This window comes from Spirosoma sp. SC4-14 (genome assembly GCF_037201965.1).
Lineage (GTDB): Bacteria > Bacteroidota > Bacteroidia > Cytophagales > Spirosomataceae > Spirosoma.
Map to the genome: position 1 here is coordinate 101,969 of NZ_CP147518.1, position 25,754 is coordinate 127,722.

General features: G+C 47.1%; 19 protein-coding genes. 14 read left to right on the plus strand and 5 right to left on the minus strand.

Translation table 11 applies throughout. The annotated features are described in order from the left end of the window. The first annotated feature begins 46 nt into the window (after positions 1-46). The 6 genes from WBJ53_RS00390 to WBJ53_RS00415 all read left to right on the plus strand — a co-directional run bounded on the left by WBJ53_RS00390 (position 47) and on the right by WBJ53_RS00415 (position 5,271). Positions 47-583: an exonuclease domain-containing protein gene (locus WBJ53_RS00390; RefSeq protein ID WP_338874072.1), complete on the plus strand. Its 537-nt coding sequence runs from the start codon at positions 47-49 to the stop codon at positions 581-583. 214 nt (positions 584-797) lie between these two features. After that, on the plus strand, positions 798-1,343 hold the full coding sequence (locus tag WBJ53_RS00395; protein WP_338877134.1) for an RNA polymerase sigma factor: 546 nt from the start codon (positions 798-800) through the stop codon (positions 1,341-1,343). Continuing rightward, complete coding sequence (locus WBJ53_RS00400; RefSeq protein ID WP_338874073.1) at positions 1,333-2,154, plus strand: HEAT repeat domain-containing protein; 822 nt, start codon at positions 1,333-1,335, stop codon at positions 2,152-2,154. Before WBJ53_RS00395 ends, WBJ53_RS00400 begins: the two co-directional genes overlap by 11 nt. Positions 2,155-2,191: 37 nt before the next feature. Further along, on the plus strand, positions 2,192-3,046 hold the full coding sequence (locus WBJ53_RS00405; protein ID WP_338874074.1) for a hypothetical protein: 855 nt from the start codon (positions 2,192-2,194) through the stop codon (positions 3,044-3,046). Positions 3,047-3,051: 5 nt separating this feature from the next. Beyond that, positions 3,052-3,888 (plus strand): DUF4097 family beta strand repeat-containing protein, encoded by an 837-nt coding sequence (locus WBJ53_RS00410; protein WP_338874075.1) that lies wholly within the window; start codon positions 3,052-3,054, stop codon positions 3,886-3,888. 492 nt (positions 3,889-4,380) lie between these two features. Further along, on the plus strand, positions 4,381-5,271 hold the full coding sequence (locus tag WBJ53_RS00415) for a helix-turn-helix domain-containing protein (RefSeq protein ID WP_338874076.1): 891 nt from the start codon (positions 4,381-4,383) through the stop codon (positions 5,269-5,271). Positions 5,272-5,294: 23 nt separating this feature from the next. On the opposite strand, the gene WBJ53_RS00420 is transcribed toward WBJ53_RS00415, so the two are convergent. After that, entirely contained in the window at positions 5,295-6,104 is an 810-nt protein-coding gene (locus WBJ53_RS00420; protein ID WP_338874077.1) for a sialate O-acetylesterase, read from the minus strand. A gap of 41 nt (positions 6,105-6,145) precedes the next feature. After that, positions 6,146-7,027 carry a PPK2 family polyphosphate kinase gene (locus WBJ53_RS00425; RefSeq protein WP_338874078.1) on the minus strand — a complete coding sequence of 294 codons (882 nt, stop codon included), beginning with the start codon at positions 7,025-7,027 and terminating at the stop codon, positions 6,146-6,148. A 169-nt stretch (positions 7,028-7,196) separates the two neighbouring features. Here WBJ53_RS00425 and msrA point away from each other — a divergent pair, with 169 nt between their 5' ends. The 3 genes from msrA to WBJ53_RS00440 all read left to right on the plus strand — a co-directional run bounded on the left by msrA (position 7,197) and on the right by WBJ53_RS00440 (position 11,212). After that, positions 7,197-7,769 (plus strand): peptide-methionine (S)-S-oxide reductase MsrA, encoded by a 573-nt coding sequence (gene msrA / locus WBJ53_RS00430; RefSeq protein ID WP_338874079.1) that lies wholly within the window; start codon positions 7,197-7,199, stop codon positions 7,767-7,769. Positions 7,770-8,528: 759 nt separating this feature from the next. Then, complete coding sequence (locus WBJ53_RS00435) at positions 8,529-10,106, plus strand: aryl-sulfate sulfotransferase (RefSeq protein ID WP_338874080.1); 1,578 nt, start codon at positions 8,529-8,531, stop codon at positions 10,104-10,106. A gap of 593 nt (positions 10,107-10,699) precedes the next feature. Then, entirely contained in the window at positions 10,700-11,212 is a 513-nt protein-coding gene (locus tag WBJ53_RS00440; RefSeq protein ID WP_338874081.1) for a hypothetical protein, read from the plus strand. A 56-nt stretch (positions 11,213-11,268) separates the two neighbouring features. Here the strand turns inward: WBJ53_RS00440 and WBJ53_RS00445 are convergent, their stop codons facing one another. Continuing rightward, positions 11,269-13,407: a prolyl oligopeptidase family serine peptidase gene (locus WBJ53_RS00445; RefSeq protein WP_338874082.1), complete on the minus strand. Its 2,139-nt coding sequence runs from the start codon at positions 13,405-13,407 to the stop codon at positions 11,269-11,271. Positions 13,408-13,653: 246 nt separating this feature from the next. Here WBJ53_RS00445 and WBJ53_RS00450 point away from each other — a divergent pair, with 246 nt between their 5' ends. From WBJ53_RS00450 to WBJ53_RS00470, 5 genes are all read left to right on the plus strand, one after another. Then, positions 13,654-16,929, plus strand: coding sequence for a two-component regulator propeller domain-containing protein (locus WBJ53_RS00450; protein ID WP_338874083.1), 3,276 nt, complete (start codon positions 13,654-13,656; stop codon positions 16,927-16,929). Between the two features lie 86 nt (positions 16,930-17,015). Then, positions 17,016-19,406: a sialate O-acetylesterase gene (locus tag WBJ53_RS00455; RefSeq protein ID WP_338874084.1), complete on the plus strand. Its 2,391-nt coding sequence runs from the start codon at positions 17,016-17,018 to the stop codon at positions 19,404-19,406. A 145-nt stretch (positions 19,407-19,551) separates the two neighbouring features. Further along, positions 19,552-22,320: a DUF1553 domain-containing protein gene (locus WBJ53_RS00460; RefSeq protein ID WP_338874085.1), complete on the plus strand. Its 2,769-nt coding sequence runs from the start codon at positions 19,552-19,554 to the stop codon at positions 22,318-22,320. A gap of 5 nt (positions 22,321-22,325) precedes the next feature. Further along, entirely contained in the window at positions 22,326-23,828 is a 1,503-nt protein-coding gene (locus WBJ53_RS00465) for a DUF1501 domain-containing protein (RefSeq protein ID WP_338874086.1), read from the plus strand. A 77-nt stretch (positions 23,829-23,905) separates the two neighbouring features. Beyond that, positions 23,906-24,574 carry an alpha/beta hydrolase gene (locus WBJ53_RS00470; protein WP_338874087.1) on the plus strand — a complete coding sequence of 223 codons (669 nt, stop codon included), beginning with the start codon at positions 23,906-23,908 and terminating at the stop codon, positions 24,572-24,574. Positions 24,575-24,668: 94 nt separating this feature from the next. Here the strand turns inward: WBJ53_RS00470 and gatC are convergent, their stop codons facing one another. Beyond that, positions 24,669-24,956, minus strand: coding sequence for an Asp-tRNA(Asn)/Glu-tRNA(Gln) amidotransferase subunit GatC (gatC, locus tag WBJ53_RS00475; protein ID WP_338874088.1), 288 nt, complete (start codon positions 24,954-24,956; stop codon positions 24,669-24,671). Positions 24,957-24,984: 28 nt separating this feature from the next. Further along, complete coding sequence (locus WBJ53_RS00480; protein WP_338874089.1) at positions 24,985-25,719, minus strand: lysophospholipid acyltransferase family protein; 735 nt, start codon at positions 25,717-25,719, stop codon at positions 24,985-24,987. Between the last annotated feature and the right edge of the window lie 35 nt (positions 25,720-25,754).

Below are 25,754 nucleotides of genomic sequence, written 5' to 3' on the forward strand. Positions count from 1 at the left end.
TGTGCCGTATTGTATACCTAAAAGGAATACCGTAAATCGCTCGTTTGTGTATTGTATTGTCGACGTTGAAACTACAGGAGGGGTAAACGGGTCCTCTCGCCTTACTGAAATTGCTATCTTCCGGCATGATGGACAGCAGATTGTTGACTCCTTTCATTCGCTGGTGAATCCAGAATGTCCCATTCCGCCTTTTATTCGACACTTGACCGGTATTTCGGATGAGATGGTACAGGATGCCCCGCTGTTTGCTGAGGTTGCCGATCAGGTTATCGATATTACTCAGGAAGCCATTTTCGTTGCCCACAACGTTAGCTTCGATTTCAATTTTGTAAAGAAAGAACTCCAGTGGTTAGGCCACGACTATCTTCGGCGTACGCTTTGTACGGTCCGTACAAGCCGGAAAGTATTTCCGGGCTTTCCTTCATACAGCCTCGGAAAACTCTGCAACTCACTCAACATTCCTCTAAATAATCGCCATCGTGCTCATGGCGATGCGGCAGCTACCGTAAGACTATTCGAACTTTTATTACAACACGATACCCACGATATAATCCCACGGGTTGGTATGGCCGTCCGGAATTAGTTTGCCAGTAAAGATTAGTCATTTGTCAGTAGCTTGTTGTTGACCTACTCTTGGTAGCGAATGGCATTCGCCACAGTTCCCTTTTGCTTTATCGGAAGGGTTCTCAAAATATTTTTAACTTTTCTGTAACCTTCTTCTATAAGTCAGGTTTCCAGTCCCAAAAGATGTAAAATCCAATCTTACCGGCTTGAACGCACTAACCGATAATTCATTGATGCTCCAGGTAAAAGCGGGCAATCTGGATAAGATGGGCTTACTTTTCGAGCGCTACCACCGACCCTTGTTCGGGTTTCTGTTCCATATGACGGGACGGACGGAAGCAAGTGAAGACATGGTACAGACGGTGTTTTATCGAATGCTGAAATACCGGCACACGTTTACGGGAGAAGGCGAGTTCAGAACCTGGATGTACCACCTGGCCCGGAACGTGCTGGCCGATGAAGCGAAACAGATGAACCGATCGGCCAGGTATGCCGACGTAACGGAACTGGCCGAACGAATTGGTGGCGGAGTATTGGCCGATGAACAACTTCAGCAGGATCAGGATCGGGATTTGCTGCACAAGGCTCTGTCAATGCTAACCAACGATCAGCGCGAAGTATTGATCCTGAGCCGGTTTCAGGAGCTGAAGTATGATGAAATTGCCCGAGTACTGAACACAACCGAAGGAGCTATAAAAGTGCGGGTTTATCGGGCAATGAACGAGTTGAGACGAATGTATCTAACTATTGAAACCAGCCGAAAAGCGCATGAACTGTGAAAACGCCAACGAACAATTTACCGAATGGCTAAGTAACCAGCTACCCGATGCCGAACGGCTGGAACTGGAAGCTCATTTGGAGAGCTGCCCCGACTGCCAGCGGGAAGCAAAAACCATGGAACAGCTTTGGCTTCGTATGGATTCGCTGGCGGCCCCCGAACCCAGCAAACAAATGCGCGTGCAGTTCGAGGCTATGCTCGGGGCCTATAAAGAAACTATACAAACTGAGCAGGAAAATGGCCTGAAGAGTTTGCTGACAAAGCTGCGGACTTTTTTTATAAGCCAGCCAGCACTTCGGTTAGCCTATGGTTTACTTCTGATGGGGGCGGGGGCGCTGATGGGCTATTGGTTTACTTCGCAAAATAGCTCTACGGTTGCCTATCAACAGCAGATCGATACGCTTTCGTCGCAGGTTCAGGAGATGCGACAGATGATGTTGCTTTCACTGATTGATAACCCGTCGGCATCGGAGCGGCTTCGGGCAGTGAGTTATACCGATGAAATCAGCCAGGCCAACAATCGGGTTGTCGACGCCTTATTGGCCACACTCAACAACGATCCGAACGTTAATGTGCGATTGGTAACGCTCGAAGCACTGGCCCGATTGGCCAACGAACCGAAGGTGCGCGAAGGGCTGGTACAGTCGCTGGTCCGACAGGATTCACCACTGGTTCAGGTTGCGCTGGCCGACGTGATGGTGCAATTGCAGGAAAAGCGATCCATTAAGCCGTTGCAACAGATGCTTCGCCAGGAGCACCTCAACGATTTGGTGAAAAACAAAATTCAGGAAACGATCAAAGCCCTGTCGTAAGGCTAGTCTTGCGCATCCCTAAATCAAAACTCAAATCATGAAAACGTTTATTATTCCCTGTTTAGCGGGATTGGTGCTCGCTTGTGCCCAATCGCCGGTAAGTGCTCAGGAATTTAAGGAGCACATTAGTAAAGAATTCAGTGCATCGACGGGTACGCTGGCTATTTACAACATCAATGGCTTTATCAAAGTGGAAGGTTATTCGGGCGATAAAGTTGTATTAAACGTTGAAAAAACCATTTCCGCCAAAGACAAAGATGATCTTGAAACGGGTAAACGCGAGTTTAAGCTGGAGTTTGAACAAAAGAACGATAGCATAATTGCCTACATCGCCGAGCCCTTTGATTCGCGTCCGAACCGGGATTGGAAAGAGCGAAATCATGACCGGAACATTCATTATGAGTTTACCCTCAATTTTACAATAAAAATTCCCTATCAGATGAATCTGCACGCATCTACCGTTAACCGGGGCGATGTCGACATAAAAGATGTGAGCGGAATGCTGAAGGCAAACAACGTTAATGGAGCAATCTCTATTGCAAATGCGAAAGGAGCTACTACGGCTCACACGATCAACGGCGATGTAGTGATCAATTATTTGGTTAGCCCACCCGATAAGTCATCGTATTATACGCTCAACGGCAATATTCGGATAAGTTACCCCGCCAATCTGTCGGCCGATCTTCAGTTCAAAAGTTTTCGGGGTGAATTTTATACCGACTTCCCAAATGCCGAAGTGCTACCCGTTCAGGTCACTAAAAACCAGGAGCGCCGGGGCGAAACCACGGTCTATAAACTCAACAAGAACACCGCTATACGCATTGGCGGTGGCGGCAGAACCTTTCGGTTCGAGACATTTAACGGAAACATTTACATTAAAAAACAATCCTGAAGACAATGCATACTATTCGAATTTTGATGGCTGGTTTATTCGCTCTATTGATGTTTTGGGCTAGCCCGCTGGCTGCCCAGAGCGACATAAAAGAACAGATTGTTGTACCGCTCACCGACCCTGGCAAGGCTGCTTTTCTCAATGTCGCTCTGGTACATGGCTCGATCCGGGTTATGGGCACAACGGGTAAAGACATCATAATCGACGCCGTGACTTCGGCTCGTAAGGGCGATCGGGACGACAAAGCCGATGCCAGCGCCAGTGGTATGAAGCGTATTTCCAATACTGGAGGAATGGACCTCCGTGCCGAAGAAAAAGACAATCAGGTAAAAGTTCATTCCGATTCCTGGAAACGTCCGGTCGACCTGACCATTAAAGTGCCGCAACGTTGCTCGCTAAAACTTAATACCATTAATAATGGCGAAATTACCGTAGATAATGTAACCGGTACCTTAGAAATATCGAATGTCAATGGTGCCATTCAGCTATCTAACATTTCGGGGTCGGCAGTCGCTAATACGGTAAATGGCAACCTGGTTGCTAGCTTTAAAACGATCGATAACGATGTGCCGATGGCATTCTCAACCCTGAACGGAACTATAGATGTAACGTTTCCGGCAACGCTAAAAGCAGCGGTTAAACTCAAATCGGATCAGGGTGATATCTACAGCGATTTTGATATTGATGTCGATAAAAGCCTGCCGAAATCATCTCGTTCGGAGAAGAACGGTATGTATCGGGTTACGGTTGAAGAGTGGGTGAAAGGCAAGATCAACGGCGGTGGTCCCGAAATGATGATGAAAAACATGCATGGGAATATCTATGTACGCAAGGCAAAATAAGAAAACTCGCTGAACGGCGCGCGTGGTTATCCAATTTGTGCTACCGTTTGGTGCGTTCTTTCGGCAGAGTAATACAAATAGCCCATCTGTCGCAGACAGATGGGCTATTTGTATTGAGTTTATTCTGGTAAGAGTCTGGTATATAATGGGCTATCTTTAAAATCTACTCCATAAAAAAAGAAAGCCGTCACGCAAATGGGTGGGACTTTCTGATTAAAACCTATGATGGTACACTATTATCGTTGAGCAGTAGACGGCACGTGTAATAGGCAGAATTCGCATTAAACCCTATCGATGGTGAGACCGTCTCCTTAGCCTGGTAGTTATTTTCGAGCATAACTTTCAATATGAAATGCTACTCTGAATGATATGATCAGTATTATACCGCAAAACAATAGAATTTTTTTAAGGGGATATGTTGCTGGATTAGCTAACTTTACCATTATATTAACAACTAAGTAACGTTAAGCATATGGTAACGACTTAGCTACTATGCGGCCACAACTCCTGAAAGTACCCCTGAAGTCTGAGCGTTCATTCAGTATCAGACAGGATACAGTTCCTTTTTTTTATAACCGCTGGCATTATCATCCGGAGGTTGAACTAGTGCATATTGAGGCTGGCAGCGGCACCCAGTTCGTTGGTAATAATATCCGAAATTTTGCGTCCGGCGAAGTACTACTAATTGGGTCAAACTTACCACATTACTGGCAATGTGATTCCGATTATTTCAGTACGCAGCACAACCGATTTGCGCAAGCTACGGTTGTCCATTTTCTGGCGAATTTTTGGGGAGATACTTTTCTGCTGTTGCCCGAAAACAGGGCAATCGCTCAGCTTCTGGAAAAAGCACAGCAGGGAATTCGCTTGTTTGGCGAGGCTCGTGAACAGGCCAAACAACTGCTTGCCGACATGCTGTTTGCCAGCGAGTCGAACGAAATGGGCACCAATCGTATCATAGCGCTCATACGGGTGCTGGCAATGCTGGCTCAGTCAGACGAAATCGAACTTTTATCGACCGCCAGTTATCCAATTCAGTTTGATGAAATCGATGACGACCGGATTAATCGGATATACGCCCATTCGACGGCTAATTATCAGCGCAAGATTTCTCTGGACGAAATTGCGGCTGTTGCCAATATGAACCCTAATTCGTTCTGCCGTTATTTTAAATCGCGAACGGGAAAATCTTATTCCTGGTTTCTGATCGAGTTGCGCGTAAATCTGGCTTGCAAACTACTGATAGAAGGGCGCTTAAGTATTGCTCAGGTGTGTTATGAAAGTGGTTTTAACCAGTTTTCGGGCTTCAATAAGTATTTTAAGCTGATAACGGGCAAAAGTCCCATTCAATACCAAAGAGCCTTCAGTAAGGTGCTTCAATAAGCCTTGGGAAATAACTTTAGGGCTTATTTTTTTCGACCCGATTCAAGTTTCAGCATGGCATCTGCATACCGGCTTCCCAGTTCCCGCGCCGATTTTGTGTCAAAATGAGTCTGATCGCCTTTGTCGGTTAAGCCAGAAGCATCAACGCAGGCCGAATAGGGAACAATTGTGGGCAGTTGGCGCAATAGGCTATTGATCTGAGAGGCATCGGGTACGTGCGAAACGTAAAAGTCGCCCAGTGTACCAACCACAACAGGCAGGCGCTCGTCATGAAATTCGGTTCGGAAGCGTTCTATTAGTTGCGTCACCTTTTTCTGATACGTGTTTGCCAGTTCGGGTTTGCTGTCGCTTTCGCCCTGATGCCATAAAATACCGTGTAGCGTTCCGGTTTGCTGAGCCGCATGGGCGCGGGCAATTGCTTCGTCGTATGGGTGGCTTTGGGTCTGGTCGTGGTAGCCACCCGGTTGCCACGAATCAATGGCCGATCCTCCTGCCGCAGCCGGAATTAACCCAATGAATACCGCCGTATCGGCTTCGGCCATTTTTTTGCCAAAAGTCAAACCAGGCCCTACTCCGATCACGTCTGGCTTGTCGAAATGCATCGGATCAGTTGCCGGAACCCATTTATTGTCGCGGGTGAGCATCCATACACGCGGATGAGGGACCTGATCAACAGGCTCGACCCGGCCCCGGCCAGCCATATTCGATTGCCCAGACAGCAAGTACAGATGAAATTTTTCGGATGGGAGGTTTGGCGGCAACGATACTTGTGCCAGCAGGGGCATACTCGCTACTACCCATGCAAGAAGCAGAGTCAATATTATTTTTGCCATATACTTCATCATTGCATGAGCCAGTGCAACTAAATACACCACTACTGTGCGTTAATGACTGGAATTAGTTTCTGTAATTCAGTAAAGCGATTTTCGTTTGTTCTTACTTCAGAAACTGGTATTTTTTTCAGTTCTTCAATTAAGACTTGCCCAACCAGTAGGCGCATATTCTTTTTGTCATCTGCGGGAATTACGTACCAGGGCGCATGTTCTTTTGCGGTTTCGTTGATACAGGTTTCATAGGCATCCTGATAGTCATCCCAGAATTTACGTTCTTCAACGTCTCCTTCTTCGAATTTCCAGTTTTTATCGGCCTCCTGAATACGGGAAATGAGCCGCTCGGCCTGTTCTTTTTTGGAAACGTGCAGATAAAATTTAACCGTCGGAAACCCATTCCGGTATAAATGTTTTTCCATATCCCGAATCACTTCGAAACGCTGTTTGAAAAGCTTGTCTATATCGTCCGTTGTTTTTTCGGGCAGGCGCTGGCTTTGGGTTAGAATTTCGGGATGGACCTTCGTTACTAATACTTCTTCGTAATAGGAGCGATTAAAAATGGCAACCATACCACGTTCGGGTAATTCGCGCCAGCTACGCCACAGGAAATCATGATCTAGCTCCTGATCTGTTGGCCGTTTAAATGAGTATACGCGTACACCAGCAGGGTTCGTACCCGTAAAGACATGCCGAATGGTGCCATCTTTACCAGCCGCATCCAGAGCCTGAAAGACAACAGTTAGCCCAAAGCGGTTATGGGCAAACATACGTTCCTGATATTTGTCGATTTCTTCGGCCTGATTCCGAAGTATCAGCTCATATTCAGACTCGTTTTCATAAATATCGTCCACTTTAGTAGGCGCTTTTTTGATTTTGAACGGCTTGTCGCCGTCGTAGCGGAATCGGTCGATGTCGAAATTTTTCACGGGATAAAAACGCAAACTTTACGTCAATCAGTTACGTTAACAGTATAGGATGATAACCGGAATAAAGGCAAATGGTTGTTATCGCTATCAATAACAAGCGTTACGCTGCCAAATATACTGTAATTGACAGATGCCCGGCATTCGTAAAAAAGCTTAAGAACCTGAATATATGAGTGCTAATCAATCTCCAAACCTCGAAAAAGCTACTTTCGGGACGGGCTGTTTCTGGTGTACAGAAGCGATGTATAACTCGCTGGACGGTGTTGTATCGGCCATTTCTGGTTACGAAGGTGGTCATAAAGCATACCCGACCTATAAAGAAGTCTGCACGGGCACAACTGGCCACGCAGAATGCGTGGAGGTTACCTTTGATTCCTCTATGATTACCTATCAGGAGCTTTTACAGGCCTTCTTCCGTAGCCATGATCCTACAACTCTTAACCGCCAGGGAGCTGATGTTGGTACGCAATATCGTTCGGTCATCTTCTATCATAATGATGAGCAGAAACGTCTTGCAGAAACTGCAAAAGACGAACTGAATAAAGCAGAGGTCTATGATAGCCCGATCGTAACAGAAATTAGTCCGGCCAGTACATTTTATGAAGCGGAGGCCTATCACCAAAATTATTTTGCTAATAATCCGAATCAGGGTTATTGCGCATTTGTGATTGCCCCCAAACTCGACAAATTCAGAAAGGTATTTAAGGAAAAGTTGAAACCTGCCGAGCAGGCCAGCAGCTAAGTTGGTTACATAAAGCCCCTGAACGGGGCTTTTTTTATTTATTCTGTTGTTTAACGAGGGAGGGGAAGCATTGCCATTGAGTCGGTAAAGTAGATAGCCATAGCGCTATTGGTGCCAAATTGGTATTGCACGTAGTGGGGGGCCGAAAGTTATTGTAGTGTTTCTGCACAGTTGCTCAGCGTAGGGAGCGTTTCGATAAAAGGCAATAGCGAGGCCGCACCTGGGTCTTTCAAGGCAGGGGAAACGTATTCAGGGAGGGACGTAGGAGATAATATTTTGCTATTAAATATATAGATTTTGTTGGTTGTAATTTTTATCAAAAAGGGTCAATACAATTCCATTAAAAACAAGGGCAAGTAGTGGTTGTTCGGAGCTAACATAAAAAAAATATGACAAAAAAAGGCTCTGAAGGCTTAGTTATTTATCACTATTAAATGTAATTAACTACGCTAAAAGCTGTTTAATTAAAATACGTTTGATACTGGCAGCTATACATGGGTTATCTCCGTTATTAGCATTAAATTACACGGTTAATAAGTATATTTTTTTATAGGAAGATTTAATGGGCAGTCTTGCCTGAGGTCTTTTTATAGGTAGGCTAATCTGGCAAACCAGTATACTTTTGTTTAGTAATTTTTACTTATAAATATGAATAATACAATTTTAGTACACGGTGAAAAAATAGACTAAACGTGTAAAATTTTGCAACGTAAACGAATATTTTGCGTACGGATTAAAGAATTGCTTAATCGCTAATTTATGAAACACGCATTATATTTATTTGTTTTTTTGCTCGTCGTTGCTGGTTGCAAGCACAACACAAACGACATTCCTACGCCTACTAACCCACTAACTTTTTCGGTACTTTCTGATTCCATATCTATAAATCCTTACGGATATACACCATTATCTGCATTAGTAAATTTCACCGGCCCCGTAGAGGGTAAAACATTCATTCGGGTTCGGGGCAAACATGGTTCAATTACCAATGTTGAGAATGTTTTTAATGACAAAGGCACTGCTCATTCCATACCAGTTATTGGCCTGTACGCAAATTATCTGAATACTGTTGATGTGCGACTACTCAATGACAGTGGCGATACATTAGCCGCCAGCACGCTTACGATTCAGACGGGCGATTTGCCCCCTAACATGCCAACCGCAATTACGGCCAGTGCTTTTGATGAAAGTAAGGTTACGCCAGGTCTGGTTCTGGTCAGTAACTATTCTGACCGGGATACGGGTAGTCCCTCTACGCCTTTCCTGATGGATGCCTATGGCGATATTCGCTGGGTATTAGACTACCGAAACCACAGTCAGTTGAAAACGCTTAGTTATGACGATGGCATTGAACGACTAAGAAATGGTAATTTCTTTTTTGGGGATATTAATAGCTCTGCGGTATATGAAGTTGATCTGTTAGGGAAGGTCGTTACTAGCTGGAGTTTACAAGGCTATTTATTCCATCATAACGTTATTGAAAAGCCAGACGGCAATTTTATACTAACGGCCACTAAGCCCGGAAGCATGGGCCTTAGTGGCATAGAAACTATCGAGGACTATGTAATAGAAGTAGACCGTAAATCGGGGCAAGTTCTCAATGAATGGGATCTTAAACAGTCGCTCGATGAGCAGCGAACGGCTTTATCTGCAAGTCCTTTTGTAACGGCTAATGATTGGTTCCATGGAAACTCTGTAGTTTACGATTCAACCGATAATACAATTATTGTTTCGGGACGCCATCAGGGAGTTGTTAAACTGGACTATCAAAATCAGATTAAGTGGATTTTAGCAGCCCATAGAGGATGGGGTACAAACCGGCGCGACGAAGATCTGAACCAGTATTTATTACAGCCGCTTGATGCCAATGGTGTTGCTATCACAGATCCAGAAGTACTCGATGGTTCGAAAATTAGTGCTGACTTCGAGTGGAACTGGTATCAACACAGTAATATTCAACTGCCTAATGGCGATGTAATGGTATTTGATAATGGCGACATACGCGAATACGATAGCGGGGCCAGTCGGTATAGCCGGGCTGTTTCTTACAAGATAGACCCTGTTAAAATGACGGTTCAGCAAACCTGGGCCTATGGAAAAGAGAGAGGGTTAGAAACATATTCGCAGATTATAAGCAGTGTGCAGTATTTAGGCCAATCGAACCATGTTGTGTTTGCACCCGGCTATCAGGTGGAGAATACTACGGGTAAAGGCGGAAAAGTGGTGGAGATTGATATGAAAACCAAAGAGGTCGTTTCTGAGATCAGTATATCGGCCGCTAATTTGTGGGGATTTCACCGGGCCAAGAAGATGAGCGCTTACCCAGGCACACTGTAAGCGAACATTGCTGCCTGTTCGGGATACCGTAAGGCAAATCGAATCGAAAAACGCCAGTCTAAGTAAGGCTGGCGTTTTTGTTTACCTTTATGAGAAGAAACCAACAGGTTTCTGCAAACAAAGAGGGCTGGCCACAACAAGCGTTGCATCTGAACACTCAATTTTATAGGAGTGGTTAAAATCACGGCTGAATGTTATAGCCAGAAAATTTGATCTTTCCTGTTGGTAGAACGTACTGCTTTTCGATAAATAGGAGTAATTAAACCCTCAGGTTAATGGTCGAATAAATTCATTTTGTTCTATTGGGTAAATAGGAAAAATGACTGCTAAATTCACAATTATTCGCCTTACCGCTTGCTCAAACATCGGTAAAAACCAGCTACTGACAAACGAGCTAAATCAGGGAAGTATATGAAATAATAGAGATATAAAAATCTGATTTGCAGATGATTAGCCCTCTTGCCGAAGTGGGTGAGCAGTTATTGAAAAAAACGCCTTATTACCGATTAATAAGAGCCTAAACAGGGGTATTTGCTCGGCCAAACGAATATACTTTAATTTGTTTCCAGTTTTACATAAATCAGTTGTACCACATGAAAAAAATTCACTTTTCGATTCTGTTCGTCATAGCTCTCCTGGCCAGTACTCAGTCGTTTGCTCAAATGGCCATTGATAAGGGCACGAAATTTATTAACCTCGGTATCGGCGTAGGCGGATACGGGTATTACACCGGTGGAGGTGGCATTGGGCTGAATGCTGCTGCCGACTTTGGTGTGACGAAAAACATCACCGTAGGTGCTGTTGCCGGTTATAGAAGTTATGGAAGCGTAGCATCTTATAGCTATCATTCATTCGATATTGGTGCTCGTGGTTCTTATCACTTCAACGAACTTCTCAATTTAGGCACAGATAAAGCCGATTTGTATGCTGGCTTAGGTCTTTCATATTTTTCGTTTTCATATGGTGGCTATCTAGACAATTATGGTACCGTATATGTGCCTATTCACATTGGTGGTCGTTATTTTTTCAGCGAGAACATCGGAGGCTTTGCTGAACTAGGTTCAAGTCTGGCAACGCTTAAATTAGGGGTAACCTTTAAATTCTAAGGAATTCGCATTGGTGATAAGGGCAGATCGAAACAATTCGATCTGCCCTTTTTTTATCAATTACTGGCTACTTCCCGAAGGCTTTTTATGCCCATATTCCAAAGAATGAAAGAATAAATATCGGCCGTTGTTTCTATATTCTTTTTGGTATTGCTGGCGCCATGTCCCGAATTGGTGTCGATCCGAATCAGCACCGGATTAGGGCCTTTATATACCTCCTGCAACGTGGCCGCATACTTGAACGAATGCGCCGGAACCACCCGGTCGTCGTGGTCGGCAGTTGTAATTAAAGTAGCCGGATAGTTAATACCCGCTTTCAAATTATGCAAGGGCGAATAAGCATGTAATGCCTTAAATTCTTCAGCATTATCACTGCTGCCATAATCGGCAATCCAGTTCCAGCCAATTGTGAATTTGTGGAAACGAAGCATATCCATAACGCCCACCTGCGGAATGGCCACCCGAAACAAATCGGGCCGTTGGTTCATAACGGCTCCTACAAGTAAGCCACCATTCGACCCACCCTGAATAGCCAATTTGGCCGGGCTGGTGTATTTCTGGGCAATCAGGTATTCGGCTGCGGCAATGAAATCGTCGAACACATTCTGTTTTTTGAGCTTCATGCCCTGTTCGTGCCATTTTTCGCCATATTCGCTGCCTCCACGCAGGTTAGCCTGCGCATAAACGCCACCCTGTTCGAGAAAAGGAATACGCAATGGACTGAATGCCGGAGGAAGACTAATATTGAATCCGCCATAGCCATATAACAGGGTTGGGTTTGTGCCATCGAGTTTAAGGCCCTTCCGGTAGGTCAGGAACATAGGCACTTTGGTGCCGTCTTTGCTGGTATAAAAAACCTGCTTTGTCTCGTAATCGGTTGGTTTGAAGTCGACCTCGGGTGCTCGGAAAACGGTGCTTTTGCCGCTGGCAATATCGTAGCGGTAAATAGTGGGTGGAAACGTAAAGGACGTAAAGGTGTAAAATACAAATTTATCGTCTTTTTCGCCCCCAAATCCGCCTACAGAACCAATAGCGGGCAGTTTAACCGTACTTTCGGGTTTGCCAGCATAATTGAATACCTGCACCACCGACGTTACATCCTTCGAGTATTCAACAAATAACTTATCGCCGGCTGCGCTAACACTGTTTTCGGCAATGGGGTCAGACTTTTCGGCAATGAGGGTGGCGAATGACTTCTTTTTTGTATCAAAGGCAATTACTTTACTATTCGGCGCTTTCTCATTCGTTAAAATCAACAGTCGATCATTGTCGTTATCCACAACGCCATAGCTGAAGTCGGTAACGTCTGCAATAACCGGAGAAAAGGAGTTCGACCCCGATTTTGAATCGATATAGAATAGGGCATTGCCATCTTTCCCTTTTCCGCGATCGCTTACACTGAGCAGCAGAAACCGCTCGTCGTCGGTGGTGCTGGCTATATGAAAGCGCTGCGGATTCTTTGGATCTTCGTATACGAGCCGGTCGGCCGATTGGGGTGTGTTGAGTGTATGGTAAAATACCTGGTGATTTTCGTTTTTAGATGCCAGAGCGCTGCCTTCTGGCTTCGGGTAGCGGCTATAGTAAAACCCATTGCCCTGCCAGGCCGCGCCCGATACTTTTACCCATTCGATTTTTTCGGGCAGATACTGCTTCGTGGCCAGGTCCATGATCTGGTATTCCTGCCAGTCAGATCCACCTTTCGATAAGCCCACAACGGCATAGTTCCCGTTTTTAGATAGGGAAAAAACGCCAAGCCGTGTCGTTCCATCGGTCGACAGTTTGTTCGGGTCGATCACAAGTTCTGGCGTACCGTCGAGTCCTTTTTGCCGATACAGGACCGATTGATTTTGCAGCCCATCGTTCTTTGAGAAGTAGAACCAGTCGCCTTTTCGGCGGGGAGCAGAGTATTTGGGATAATTATAAACCTCTTCGAGCCGCTGCTGAAGTTGCCCCCGGTACGGAATTTGCGACAAATAGTCGAACGTAACTTTATTTTCGGCTTTTACCCATTCGGCGGTTTCGGCCGAGCGGTCGTCTTCGAGCCAGCGATAAGGATCGGCTACCGTGGTGCCGTGATAAGTATCGGTTTGGTCGGTTTTTCGGGCTTTAGGATAAACCAGAGAACCATTTGTCTGGGCTGCGGCTACCGACGAACTGAGCATAAGCGACAATCGGATTAGATGAATGAAACGCATACAATATGAAGTGGTTGACGAGGTTTAGTGGAGGTAAATTCTTACGAAGAACGCTTCGGTATGCGGTAAATGCAAGTAGTTTGCTAAGAATATAGGGCTGATAATTACGGTGGTAAACTAACTGTTAGCTCGTTTTGGATGTCGGAGTAGCCAGTTCACTCAAGCAGTATTCGTTACTTTCCTATTTGGAAATTCGGAAAATACTTACCTCATTTACAGTTGCTTGTCTTAACCTTCCTTTGTCCAATGATTCGATTGTTACTCAATGCAGCCATATGTCTGGTGTGCCTGTGGGGTGCGTGGAATCAATGTGCATGGGCGCAAGGTCTTCGGTCATTTTCGCCCAATTTCCGGCTTAGTCATATCAGTGTAGAAAACGGTCTGACGCAGGGCTCGGTCTATTATATGCTGAAAGATAGCCGAAATTTCCTGTGGTTCGGAACGCAGGATGGGCTTAATCGATACGATGGGCATCATTTTCGGACGTATCGACCCATTGTTGGCGAACATGGCGTACCGCAGCCCGGCGCTATTCGGGGTATTAATATTTTCGGAATCGTTGAAGATACTGATGGCAATTTGTGGGTCGGCACAGAAGAAGGGCTAAATCGATATGATCGAGCCCGCGACCGGTTTGATTGCTTTTTTGCAACTGGCCCGGATAGGCGTCCGATCGTTAGTCGTACAATGCCGTTTTTTGCCGATAAAACGGAACTACTTTATTTAAGCGATGTAGAGGGCTTGGTTCGGTTCGACTACCGAAATCATCGGAAAACCATTCTATCGTCGGCCCTTCACCCTCCCAAAGAATATGATTTGCCAAGTTCAACGGTTCGAACGGTAGATGGTGATATCTGGCTCCATGCACCCAAAGGCATAATACGCTATAATCTTCAGACCCGAACTGTTTCTTCGTATTTCAGCAATCGGCCCGATAACCGATTTGGCTCCGAACAAACCATCTTTTCCTTTTTTATCGATGCCAGCCATATTGCCTGGCTTGGCACCAGCAACGGACTAATCTGGTTCGATTATGAGCACAATACGTTTCTGAATTATGATAAGTTGGGAAATCAGCCACTAGGAACGGTTTATAGCATTGCTCCCGATCAGAGGGGGCAGCTTTGGCTTGGTACGCAGCATAATGGCGTTGTTTATTTCGATAAACGGTCGCGGCTATTTGGGCAGGTTAATAATTCAATTGATGGCTTGCATCGGTTAAGTGAGTTTGAAGTACGCAGAATTTATGCCGACAATTTAGGTATTATATGGGCCAATGTTGATCCCGATGGGCTAGTATGTATTGTACCAGATGCCTTTCTGTTCAACGGCCTTACCAAACGGCAGTCGGCCGACAACTTACCGCCCGATCAGAAGCTGAGTAGTTATACAATACGAGGGTTTCTGGAAGAACGTTTTGATCGGCTCTGGATCGTAACCGGCGATGGCATCAATGTGTTGGACCCGCGTACGAATCGCATTGTTCAACGGTACCTGACAAGCCCGCAATTGGCTCAGGAATCGGCCAATAAACTTGTGCGATCAGTATACCGCGATCCGCAACGACGGATATGGATTGGAATACGGGGTGGAGTAATGGCATTTATGCCTAAAACACAATCCTTTGAATCCATTCTATTTCCCGCCGGCTTTAGTCAGGTTACCGACAATTATGTGCGGAATATGGTCAGCATAAACGATAGTACGCTGATTACGGCTACTGAAGATGGCCTGTATGCTCTTTCAACAACTCGCCGAAAGTGGTCGAAGCGGCCCGATCTGGCCAGCCAAAACATATTTAGTGTATACTTTGACTCGGTTGCCCGGCAATTTTGGGCAGGAACCTATCTCAACGGGTATTATTGCTACCAGGTGCCCGACAAGGTGAATGCGCCCTGGACATTGGTTCGATCTGGGCTGAAAGGAAGTATGGTTTTGCATATCAGACCCGATACAATTCGGAAAACAATGTGGCTTTCAACAGACCGTGGGCTGGCAGCGTTAAAACCTGCTTCGGGACGGATAAAGCTCTATACAGATCAACAGGGGTTGGCCAACTCGTTTGTATACGGCTCTTTATCAGATGCCCAGGGGTATGTATGGGTGAGCACCAACCGTGGGCTTTCGAGACTTGACCTGACAACACAAACCATCAAAAACTTTACCCTGAGCGATGGCTTACAGGGTAACGAATTCAATGGTAATGCCTTTGCCCGATTAGCGAATGGCGAAATGTTTTTTGGCGGAGTAAACGGGTTTAATCGGTTTCGGCCCGATTTATACCACAACTCATCGTTTGGTCCAACGGTACATATTTATTCATTAGCCATTAATGAAGAGCCTTTTTCCCAGGATCGGTATGTAGGAGAAGCCGATCATATTGAGCTGAACTATAGCCAGAATACGCTATCGATGGAGTTTGCCGCCCTTGATTTTTTCAGTAATGGTCAAAATACCTACCAGTATCAACTGACCAATTATGATGACCAATGGGTATCGGCAGGCGAAAAAAATTATGTTCGTTATGCCAATTTGCCGCCGGGCGATTATGTGTTTCAGGTTAAGGCCGCCAACCGCGATGGGCACTGGAGTAGTCGGATTCGAAAACTGGCTATTCACATTAAGCCTCCTTTCTGGCAAACCCTTCCCTTTAATGCGCTTATGGCTTTATTGCTGGGCCTGGCAACATTTGCGTGGATTCGCCAGCGCGAAAATTCAATTCGGAAACAGGAGGCCGATCGGTTACGGCTGGCTTACGACATTCAGGAACAGGTCAAGAAAGACATTGCCCGCGATTTACACGACGAAATTGGTACACGTCTGGCAACGCTCAAGCTCTATACAACTCGTCTGGTGCAATATATCAGTGAAACGCCCGCCGAAGTAACGGGCCTTACGGGGCAGGTCGATATGGCAGATAATTCGAGTATACGAATCTTGAAAGACAACATCTTCGCCCTGATCAATACTACCATCAGCGATGTCCGTAATCTGCTCAGAAAACTAAACCCACAAACGCTGGAACGCTATGGCTATGTGGCGGCAGTAGAAGAACTCTTCTCCCGAATTAATGCAACGGGTTCAATCAGTATGCAGCTAACGTTGGTTAATGCACCCGGCGAACCTCAGACAATGACCGAGGAGTTACTTACTGACGGGCACAGTACAAATAAGACCTTAAAAGATCGTTTGCCGACAGATATGGAGGTTCTGCTGTATCGGATTACGCAGGAACTGGTTAGTAACTCACTAAAACATGCCAATGCACACCAGATCGACCTTTATATTCATGGACAGCCCGAGCGGCTGCTCATCACCTATTCTGACGATGGCAATGGGTTTGATTATGACCGGGTCCGCGAAAAAAGTACTGGCCTTGGTATAGGAAGTATAGAATCGAGGGTCGCTATTCTGAATGGTAAAATCAATTGGCAAACGCAGGTTGGCCAGGGAATACGTGTGCAGATTGAGTTGCCAATTGGTCAGCCTAAAAAGCGACGATTCGGACAATTGTTCACATAATAGCGGTTCGCCAGGCATAGCTTGCGGATAAAGTTCGATCTCAATCAACTTTCTACTTAATTTCGCAGTAGAACATACCATCATTCATGTCTACATTCCTGAAATGGGCCTTATTGTTCATAGGCTGGCCTCTTTTCGCTACTGCACAACTTCAACTTTCGCATCCGATGGCTCGGTTGGTCGTACAGCGCGGTGCCGACGGCAATGGCCATATCTATTTATCGGGGAGGTTCACCGGCGCAGTAGATCGGGTAGAGGCTCAGCTAACACCGGTCGTTACTGGCCAGGGAACGGCTACGAACTGGCAAGTGGTGCAGAGCAACCCTGCCGATAATATTTTTTTGGGGTACGTAACGGCAACTGGTGGCTGGTATGTGTTAACCGTACGGACAATAGTTAATAATGCAGTTGTTGAGCAGGCCAGCGTCCAGCCCGTGGGCATTGGCGAAGTGTTTGTAACGGCAGGGCAGTCAAATTCGCGCGGGCTTGGCATTGGCGATAATGATCTGGGAACCAATACCGATCGGGTCAACGCTATCGATTCAATAAATCATTCCTATCCGCCCGGTGCGCAGGCGTTGGTTTCGTCAGGCGATCCAATGCCGGTGCCTGTATTTAAGGCGCTTACAGCCGGTAGACGGATTTTTCCAATGGCCGAAAGTTCGTGGGGATGGGGCGAATTGGGCGACTATATCGTTAACCGTTATAATGTTCCGGTAGCGTTCTATGTAGCTGGCTGGGATGGCTCAACGGCCGAAAACTGGTATAATACGGCCAACGGTATACCAACCTGCAACCGGTACTATTGTGTCGAGAACTGGCCAAATTTACAGCCATATACTAACCTTAAGAACATACTGCACTACTATAACTCTATTGCGGGCATTCGGGCGGTGCTTTGGCATCAGGGCGAAGCCGAATACAGTTTCCCTGATGGCACCACCAGCATTCCATATTATTACGACCGGTTGGTAAATGTCATTCAGAAATCGAGACAGGACTTTGGTGGGCGAAATATTCCCTGGATGGTGGCTAGAGCCTCATTCGATGGTACGGATTTTCGCCCCGATGTGGTTACTGAACAACAACGCGTGATTGACACGCAGGGGCTGAATGTGTTTCAGGGACCCTATAACGATACAATCGTGAACCGGAACGCCGGACAAGTCGATGTTCATTTCAAAAACAGTATACGACCGGCTGTTCATCCTGCCTATTATCTGAACCCGAATTCTATTCCGGCCGGAATGGGGCTTTCGCGGTTTGCCCGGAACTGGAACAACAGCCTTACCAACAGTTTTTTCCAGAATGCACAGCCAATTACCCCCACACAATTTGCCATAACAGGCAACATTGCCAACTATGTTTATCCGGGCGATACCATTGAGGTGGCGTTTGCAACGCTTGGTTCTTTTGCGGGCGATAACCAGTGGCAGGTGCAGCTTCTTGATTCGGCAGGGCATTATAAAGCCATGCTTGGTAGTGGTTTAACCAGCCCTATTTCGGTTAAAATTCCGGATACGCTTAGTATGGGCAGCCGCTTTCAGCTACGGGTAGTGGCTACCTCACCGTTTCTGCCTGCTGTGCCTTCTAACCTTTTTCAGACCAGTATCCTGGCCAACACGGCCGATTTGAGTCTGGCAATGGGTGCATCTCAGCGAACACCTGATGTTAACTCGCCTATGACAATAAGTCTTGTTCTGAAAAACGACGGCCCCGGCCGGGCTAAAAACGTGATTGTTCGTGATCGGTTACCAGCTAATCTGTCTTTTGTGTCGGCCAACGGACTTACTGCCAACGGAACAGAATTGACTAGTCAGGCCATCACACTGCCGGCCGGTGCCAGCCAGCAGTTTAGCTTTGTTGTACAACCTACGGCTGGCGGCACCTATCAAAATGCGGCAGAGGTGGCACAGGCAACCTCTATCGATCCCGATAGTCAGCCCAATTCAGGAACGGGCGATGGCCAGGACGATGTAGCCGGACTCGACTTCCGGACAAAACAATCGGGATCGGGTCTTTATGCTTCGCCAAATCCCAATCAGGTACCTTTACCTGCTGTGATCAGTAATCAACCTGCTCCCGATCCTAACAAAGCGGATGTTAGCCTGAAAATTAGTGTCGATAACCGAACCCCGGCATTGAACGATATTGTGACCTATACTCTAACGCTTTCCAATGCTGGAGGGCTGGATGCGCTGGTTCTTAATGTAGTTGCTTACCTTCCTGCTGGCCAGACCTTTGTACCGGGCGACGACTTTACGGTTGGCAATGGGGGTGTTTCCAGCGGCATTAATGGCTTACCGCCCAACACCAGCAAAACATTGCGCTTTAAAGCCAAAGCAACTGCCGTTGGCTACGGCGTTTGTTCGGCGCAGATTTCGGCTGCTACTCGTCCCGATCCGGATTCTACACCTGGCAATGGTGTTGCCAATGGCGAAGACGACACATCGCAGGTAGATGTGCGTGTCCGATGAATCTGTAGCTCGTAAAAAATGAAATTTCGCCAACCCGCGAAAGTCTCGTCAGAATAGTGGTGAGACTTTCGCGGGTTTTGCCTTTTCTAAGAACAAATGTGATCTATTGAGTTATAATCTGACATAGTTCGTTTATTCGCTGGCCATGAGAACGCAATGGTTTATTCTGGGCGCAATTGGTATCACCGCTATAGCGATGCTGTCGGCGTTTCTTGGTGTATTCGAACACCGGGTAGATTACAATACTCAGGTTAAACCACTCCTGAATAAAAATTGCATTGCCTGTCATGGGGGGGTAAAAAAAGCATCTGGCTTTTCGCTCTTGTTCCGACATGAAGCCGTAGCACCGGCTAAATCGGGCAAACCGGCCATTATTCCGGGCGATGCCGACGCCAGTGAAATGATTCGGCGGTTGACTCTTTCCGATCCGGAAGAGCGGATGCCGCTGGAACACCCACCGCTTAAGCCCGATGAAATAGAAACGCTCCGCAAATGGATTGATCAGGGGGCCGAGTGGGGAGACCATTGGGCATATCAGCGGGCTGAACGGCCCGACGTGCCGAAAATTGGCACGTTCTGGAGTCGGTTGGGTATTTCAGAAAATGACGAAACCCAATGGGCAACTAACAAAATCGACCTCTTTATTCTCGATAAACTAAAAACCGAACAGCTAAAGCCATCAGCCGAAGCCGACCGACCCGCCCTAATTCGGCGGTTGTCGCTCGATTTGACAGGTTTGCCGCCTACCGAACAGGAAGTAGTTGCTTTTGTGGGCGATAAATCACCGGATGCTTACGAGAAAGTGGTCGACCGCTTACTAAAATCACCGGCTTATGGCGAGCGATGGGCTGGTATGTGGCTCGATCTGGCACGCTATGCCGATACGAAAGGCTATGAGCGCGATGGTGGCCGTAAAATCTGGCGCTATCGTGACTGGCTGATTAAAGCCTTCAATGACGATAAGCCATTCGATGAGTTTACGGTTGAACAACTGGCGGGCGATTTACTGCCTAATCCAACTGATGATCAATTGGTGGCAACGGGTTTTCATCGCAATACGATGAACAACGATGAGGGCGGCACGCAGGACGAAGAGTTTCGGGTGGCGGCCGTGCTGGATCGGGTCAATACCACCTGGGATGTCTGGCAGGGCACGACGTTTGCCTGCGTACAGTGTCATAGCCATCCTTACGATCCGTTCGTGAATGAGGAATACTATAAGTTCATGGCGTTTTTCAACAATGCGCGCGACGAAGACGTAACCAGCGAAACGCCAACTCTTCGCTTCTATAAGCCTGATGATTCGCTGAAGGTGCAGACGATGCGGCAATATGTTCTTGCGCACGTAGCAAGCCCGAAGCAAGCTCAAACTCAGGCCGATTTTTTCACGAAGCTGGTCCGTACAACCGAACCTAAAATTAACTCGCACGACTTCGATCAGCTCGTTAATGCATCGCTGCTCGATGCCAAGTATTTTGGTTTTCAGGATAAAGGATCGGCCCGGATCAAAAACGTGACTTTAACCAATCGTCCTCGGTTATTGATTGCCTGGGGCACCAACGCGCCTGACGCCGTTGTAACCTTCCGGCAAGATAAGCTGGATGGTCCTATTCTGGCTACAATACCAGTGCCCAAAACCGGTAATGCCTGGAATGATACGATTCAGATGATTCCGCTGCCGATTGTGCAGGGTAAGCATAACATCCATATTTCGCTGGTTAGCCCAACAAAGCCTAAGGAGTGGGTGCAAATTAAATGGGCGTCATTTTTGCCAATTATGCCCGGTCAGCCGCAAAATGCCATCGGCGATCAGGAAAAAATGCTGGTCGATTTGCTGAATGCCGACGCGGAACAAACGCCAATTATGCTCGATGGTGCGGGCGATCTGGCTCGTGAAACGCGGGTATTTCAGCGTGGTAACTGGCTCGTTAAAGAGAAACCCGTTACGCCAGATGTGCCCAAATCCTTCCCGGCTATGGACGCGAAACTGCCCAAAAACCGACTGGGATTAGCGCGCTGGATGGTCAGCCGCGAACACCCGCTAACGGCTCGGGTTGCGGTAAATCGGTTCTGGGAGCAGTTGTTTGGAACCGGTATTGTTGAAACCGTTGAAGATATGGGTACGCAGGGAATTCCTCCAACTCATCGTGAACTGCTCGATTATCTGGCCGTTGAGTTCATGGAAACAGATCATTGGAGTGTTAAGAAACTGCTGAAAAAGATGGTCATGTCGTCGACCTATCGGCAGCGCTCGGAGGTGTCGGCGGAGTTATTGGCTAAAGATCCATTCAACAAATGGCTGGCCCGTGGACCGCGCGTGCGGTTGTCGGCCGAAGCTGTTCATGATCAGGCGCTGGCGGTTAGTGGCTTGTTGAGCAAAAAAATGTACGGACCGAGCGTAATGCCCGTTCAACCCGATGGCATCTGGCAATCGCCCTATGATGGTGCTACCTGGACCCAGAGTACGGGCGAAGATCTGCACCGGCGAGCTTTGTATACGTATTGGAAACGAACAGCGCCCTATCCGTCAATGATTACCTTCGATAGCCCCAGCCGGGAGTTTTGCCAGTTGCGACGCCTTCGGACCAATACACCACTACAGGCACTCGTAACGCTTAACGACCCGGTTTATGTAGAAGCCGCTCAGTGTCTGGCTGAGTATATGCAACAACAGGCAAAAACGCCAGCCAAACAGATACAGGCTGGGTTTAGACGGGTAACGTTGCACGGTCTGTCTCAAAAAAAACTGGCCGTTCTTACCCGGTTATACCGAAATGCAGAGCAACACTACCGGCAAAAACCGGATGAACTAAAGCGATTCATGGCGCGGGCCGATGCTACACCACAACAAGCTGCATTGACCCTAACGGCCAATACGATACTGAATCTGGATGAGGTGATTACGAAAGAATAAAGTCTATGAACAAGCTTCTGAACGAATTTCAACAGGCCGCTGCTCAGCGCGAAACCCGGCGGCATTTTCTGCATACCTGCTCCACCGGTTTAGGCGCTATGGCACTTGGTTCGATGCTGGGCGGCTGTGGTTTTTTCGATAAAACATCTTCTCAATCTGTAACAGGCGCTACAACGGCCTTATCCGGCGAACCAACCGCTCCACATCCGTCGCAGTATTTGCCGAAGGCGCAACGGGTTATTTACATTCATATGGCGGGTTCGCCGAGCCAGTTGGAGCTTTTCGATTATAAGCCCGAACTGGCTAAGTATCATGGGAAAGATTGCCCGCAGGAATTGCTCGAAGGCAAAAAGTTTGCTTTTATCCGGGGTGTTCCGAAAATGCTTGGTCCGCAAGGAAAGTTTGCTCAATATGGCCAGTCGGGGGCCTGGGTGTCGGATTATCTGCCGCATTTGCAGGGTGTAGTCGATGAGGTAACGTTTCTGAAAGCGATGCACACCGATCAGTTTAACCATGCACCAGCGCAGTTGCTGATGCATACGGGTAGCCCGCGATTGGGCAGGCCTAGTATGGGGTCGTGGGTTACGTATGGACTTGGAACCGAAAACGATAATTTGCCTGGCTATATCGTTCTGGCGTCGGGAGGTAAACAGCCCGATGCGGGCAAGTCGATCTGGGGAAGCGGTTTTCTGCCAACGGTGTATCAGGGCGTTCAGTGTCGTACGGATGGCGATCCGGTACTGTATGCGTCGGATCCGGCCGGAATAGATCGGGACATGCGTAAACAAACGATTGAGGCTATTAATCAGATCAATCAGCAGCAGTATGAAGATGTGAAAGACCCCGAAGTACTAACCCGGATTGCGCAGTATGAACTGGCCTTTCGAATGCAAATGTCGGTTCCCGAAGCGATGGATATCAAGAGCGAACCACAGTACATTCTCGACAGTTATGGTGTCAATCCGAACGAAGGCTCATTTGCCCGGAACTGTTTGCTGGCCCGGCGGCTGGTGGAACGCGGAGTACGGTTTGTGCAGTTGTTCGACTGGGGTTGGGACACCCACGGAACCAGTGCCGATGGGGCCATTGAAATTGGTCTTCGAACCAAATGTAAAGAGTCGGATCAGGCTGTGGCGGCTTTATTGAACGACTTAAAACAACGCGGGTTGCTCGACGATACACTGGTTGTGTGGGGGGGCGAATTTGGACGAACACCCATGCAGGAAAACCGAGACGGACAGGTATTACCCTTCATGGGGCGCGATCACCACCTCGATGCGTTTACGGTCTGGATGGCTGGTGGCGGTGTCAAACGTGGCTTTTCGTACGGAGAAACCGACGATATTGGCTACTACGGCGTAAAAGATCAGGTGCATGTTCATGACCTACAGGCCACGATTCTGCATTTGCTTGGTTTCGATCATACTAAACTTACCTATCAGTTTCAGGGGCGGCCGTTCCGACTGACCGATGTGGCCGGAAAAATCATAAAACCGGTTCTGGTCTGAACCATTTGGGCGTAACGCGAGCTTTTCTCCGTAAGAAATAATCAGTACGAGCCTTATTGTTCGTGTTTTGCTTGCTTATGCCACGTGTTTTTCTGCTCCACGGTTATGTGGAAGATCCAACGATCTTCGATCAGCTTGTGCCTTTATTGCCGCAATCGGATTTCACCCGAATCGACCTGGCCGACGAATGTCAGCACTGGAAGCCGACGGGAAAGATCAATGTGCAGAAAGTAGCTGAGTACTTAGTCAACCGCTATGCAATTACGGCCAATGATCTATTAATCGGTCATTCGATGGGTGGCTGGATTGCTATCTACATCAAACAATTGACACAGGCAACGGTAATTCAGATTTCGTCGTGGACCGATCAGAGAAAGATTCGTTTACCTACTCACAATCTGAGTATTCTGAAATTTTTGCTGTTTTCAGGTGTTACGCAGAGCCGGCCGTTACTACGGTTTTTTCAGAAGCAATATCCGTTTCCAGAGTCTTTCGAGTTGTACAAGAACCTGATGGAAGGAATGCGACAGATGAATCGTGGGTATCTATACTGGCAACTACAAATTCTATTTGCCGAGGCCCCGCACTTAACCGTATCGCCCGACCTGCGCATTCATACCCGCCGGGATAGCATCATTGCCCGCCCCAACGAACCCTATACCGAAGTCCCCGGTGATCATTTCAGCCTGGTTTTTCATCCGAAGGAAGTAGCAGAGGCCGTCCGAACCGGGATTTATATGATTTAGCTGACTGACTTTGATTTTGTTTGATTATAAGCGCTTCTTTGAAGCGAAACAAAATCAAAGTCAGTCAGCTAAATCATATAAATCCCGGTTCGGATTACTCCAACACCTTCGGTACTTCGAAAAACTGCTCGTCATGTTGAGGGGCGTTGGCGAGTGCCTGTTCGCGGGGGAGGTGATTGGCTACTACGTCGTCGCGCAGGACGTTGGTTTCAGACGAAATATGGGTTAATGGTTCAACGCCGGTAGTGTCCAGCTCGTTGAGTTGCTCCATCCAGGTCAATACGCCGTTCAAACTGTTGAGCAAGTCGGCTTCTTCTTCAGGACGTACTTCGAGCCGGGCCAGATGGGCAATTTTATGTAAGGTCTCGTGGTCTACTTTCATGGCAAATAGAATAAATAAGTATAACGCCTTAAGCAATTACAGTTTGTTTACTCGTCAGTTCAGCGTCAATAATTCGGTAGGTTTCTTCTTTTAGCCACTCTACATTTTCCTGAGTTAGTCCAGCCGTTGCGATAGGAGGGTGAATCACGGCCCGGAGCGGATACCAATGGAACCGAACTTTTTTTGTGTCGGGTAAAATCTTGTAGTTATTCAGCAAGGTGATTGGAACAACAGGCACCTGCTGCTGAATGGCCATAATAAACGCGCCGTCTTTGAACGGATGATGCATTTTAGGCGGATGCTTAGCCCGAATACCGCCTTCCGGGAAAATCATGATACTGCGCCCTGCTGCCAGCGTTCGAATCGATTTTGCCAGCGAATAAGCCCGACTGTTTGGCTGGTCGCGATCGACCTGCACGTGTAGTTTGGCGAACATATAGCCCAGTAGCGGAATGTGCTTAACCTCACTTTTGCCAACAAAGGCGTAATAGTTTTTCACAATTACGCCCATTGCGGCAATGTCCAGATACGAAAAATGATTTGCACAGAACACATACACCTGTTCCGGATCGGGTTTATAGCGGTAATCTACCCGAATAGGCATACCAATACCGAAGAAAAATAACCGTCCCCAGATATAATTGACCTTATGCGCCCACGGTTTCCATTCGTCGCGCTGCAAAAAGACATACTGTACCGGAAATAGAATCAGATACAGTAGTACAAAATAAATAGCGCACCAAATTGTATATAATAGTTGCATAAGGTGTCTGAACCGGGATTTATATGATTTAGCTG

What these genes read in the sequence shown, in the direction of transcription:
- WBJ53_RS00480 (WP_338874089.1), bottom strand. Translation starts at nt 25,719, where the DNA reads ATGCAACTATTATATACAATTTGGTGCGCTATTTATTTTGTACTACTG.
- WBJ53_RS00435 (WP_338874080.1), top strand. Translation starts at nt 8,529, where the DNA reads ATGAAACACGCATTATATTTATTTGTTTTTTTGCTCGTCGTTGCTGGT.
- WBJ53_RS00445 (WP_338874082.1), bottom strand. Translation starts at nt 13,407, where the DNA reads ATGCGTTTCATTCATCTAATCCGATTGTCGCTTATGCTCAGTTCGTCG.
- msrA (WP_338874079.1), top strand. Translation starts at nt 7,197, where the DNA reads ATGAGTGCTAATCAATCTCCAAACCTCGAAAAAGCTACTTTCGGGACG.
- gatC (WP_338874088.1), bottom strand. Translation starts at nt 24,956, where the DNA reads ATGAAAGTAGACCACGAGACCTTACATAAAATTGCCCATCTGGCCCGG.
- WBJ53_RS00395 (WP_338877134.1), top strand. Translation starts at nt 798, where the DNA reads ATGCTCCAGGTAAAAGCGGGCAATCTGGATAAGATGGGCTTACTTTTC.
- WBJ53_RS00460 (WP_338874085.1), top strand. Translation starts at nt 19,552, where the DNA reads ATGAGAACGCAATGGTTTATTCTGGGCGCAATTGGTATCACCGCTATA.
- WBJ53_RS00400 (WP_338874073.1), top strand. Translation starts at nt 1,333, where the DNA reads ATGAACTGTGAAAACGCCAACGAACAATTTACCGAATGGCTAAGTAAC.
- WBJ53_RS00410 (WP_338874075.1), top strand. Translation starts at nt 3,052, where the DNA reads ATGCATACTATTCGAATTTTGATGGCTGGTTTATTCGCTCTATTGATG.
- WBJ53_RS00440 (WP_338874081.1), top strand. Translation starts at nt 10,700, where the DNA reads ATGAAAAAAATTCACTTTTCGATTCTGTTCGTCATAGCTCTCCTGGCC.
- WBJ53_RS00455 (WP_338874084.1), top strand. Translation starts at nt 17,016, where the DNA reads ATGTCTACATTCCTGAAATGGGCCTTATTGTTCATAGGCTGGCCTCTT.
- WBJ53_RS00405 (WP_338874074.1), top strand. Translation starts at nt 2,192, where the DNA reads ATGAAAACGTTTATTATTCCCTGTTTAGCGGGATTGGTGCTCGCTTGT.
- WBJ53_RS00450 (WP_338874083.1), top strand. Translation starts at nt 13,654, where the DNA reads ATGATTCGATTGTTACTCAATGCAGCCATATGTCTGGTGTGCCTGTGG.
- WBJ53_RS00470 (WP_338874087.1), top strand. Translation starts at nt 23,906, where the DNA reads ATGCCACGTGTTTTTCTGCTCCACGGTTATGTGGAAGATCCAACGATC.
- WBJ53_RS00465 (WP_338874086.1), top strand. Translation starts at nt 22,326, where the DNA reads ATGAACAAGCTTCTGAACGAATTTCAACAGGCCGCTGCTCAGCGCGAA.
- WBJ53_RS00420 (WP_338874077.1), bottom strand. Translation starts at nt 6,104, where the DNA reads ATGGCAAAAATAATATTGACTCTGCTTCTTGCATGGGTAGTAGCGAGT.
- WBJ53_RS00415 (WP_338874076.1), top strand. Translation starts at nt 4,381, where the DNA reads ATGCGGCCACAACTCCTGAAAGTACCCCTGAAGTCTGAGCGTTCATTC.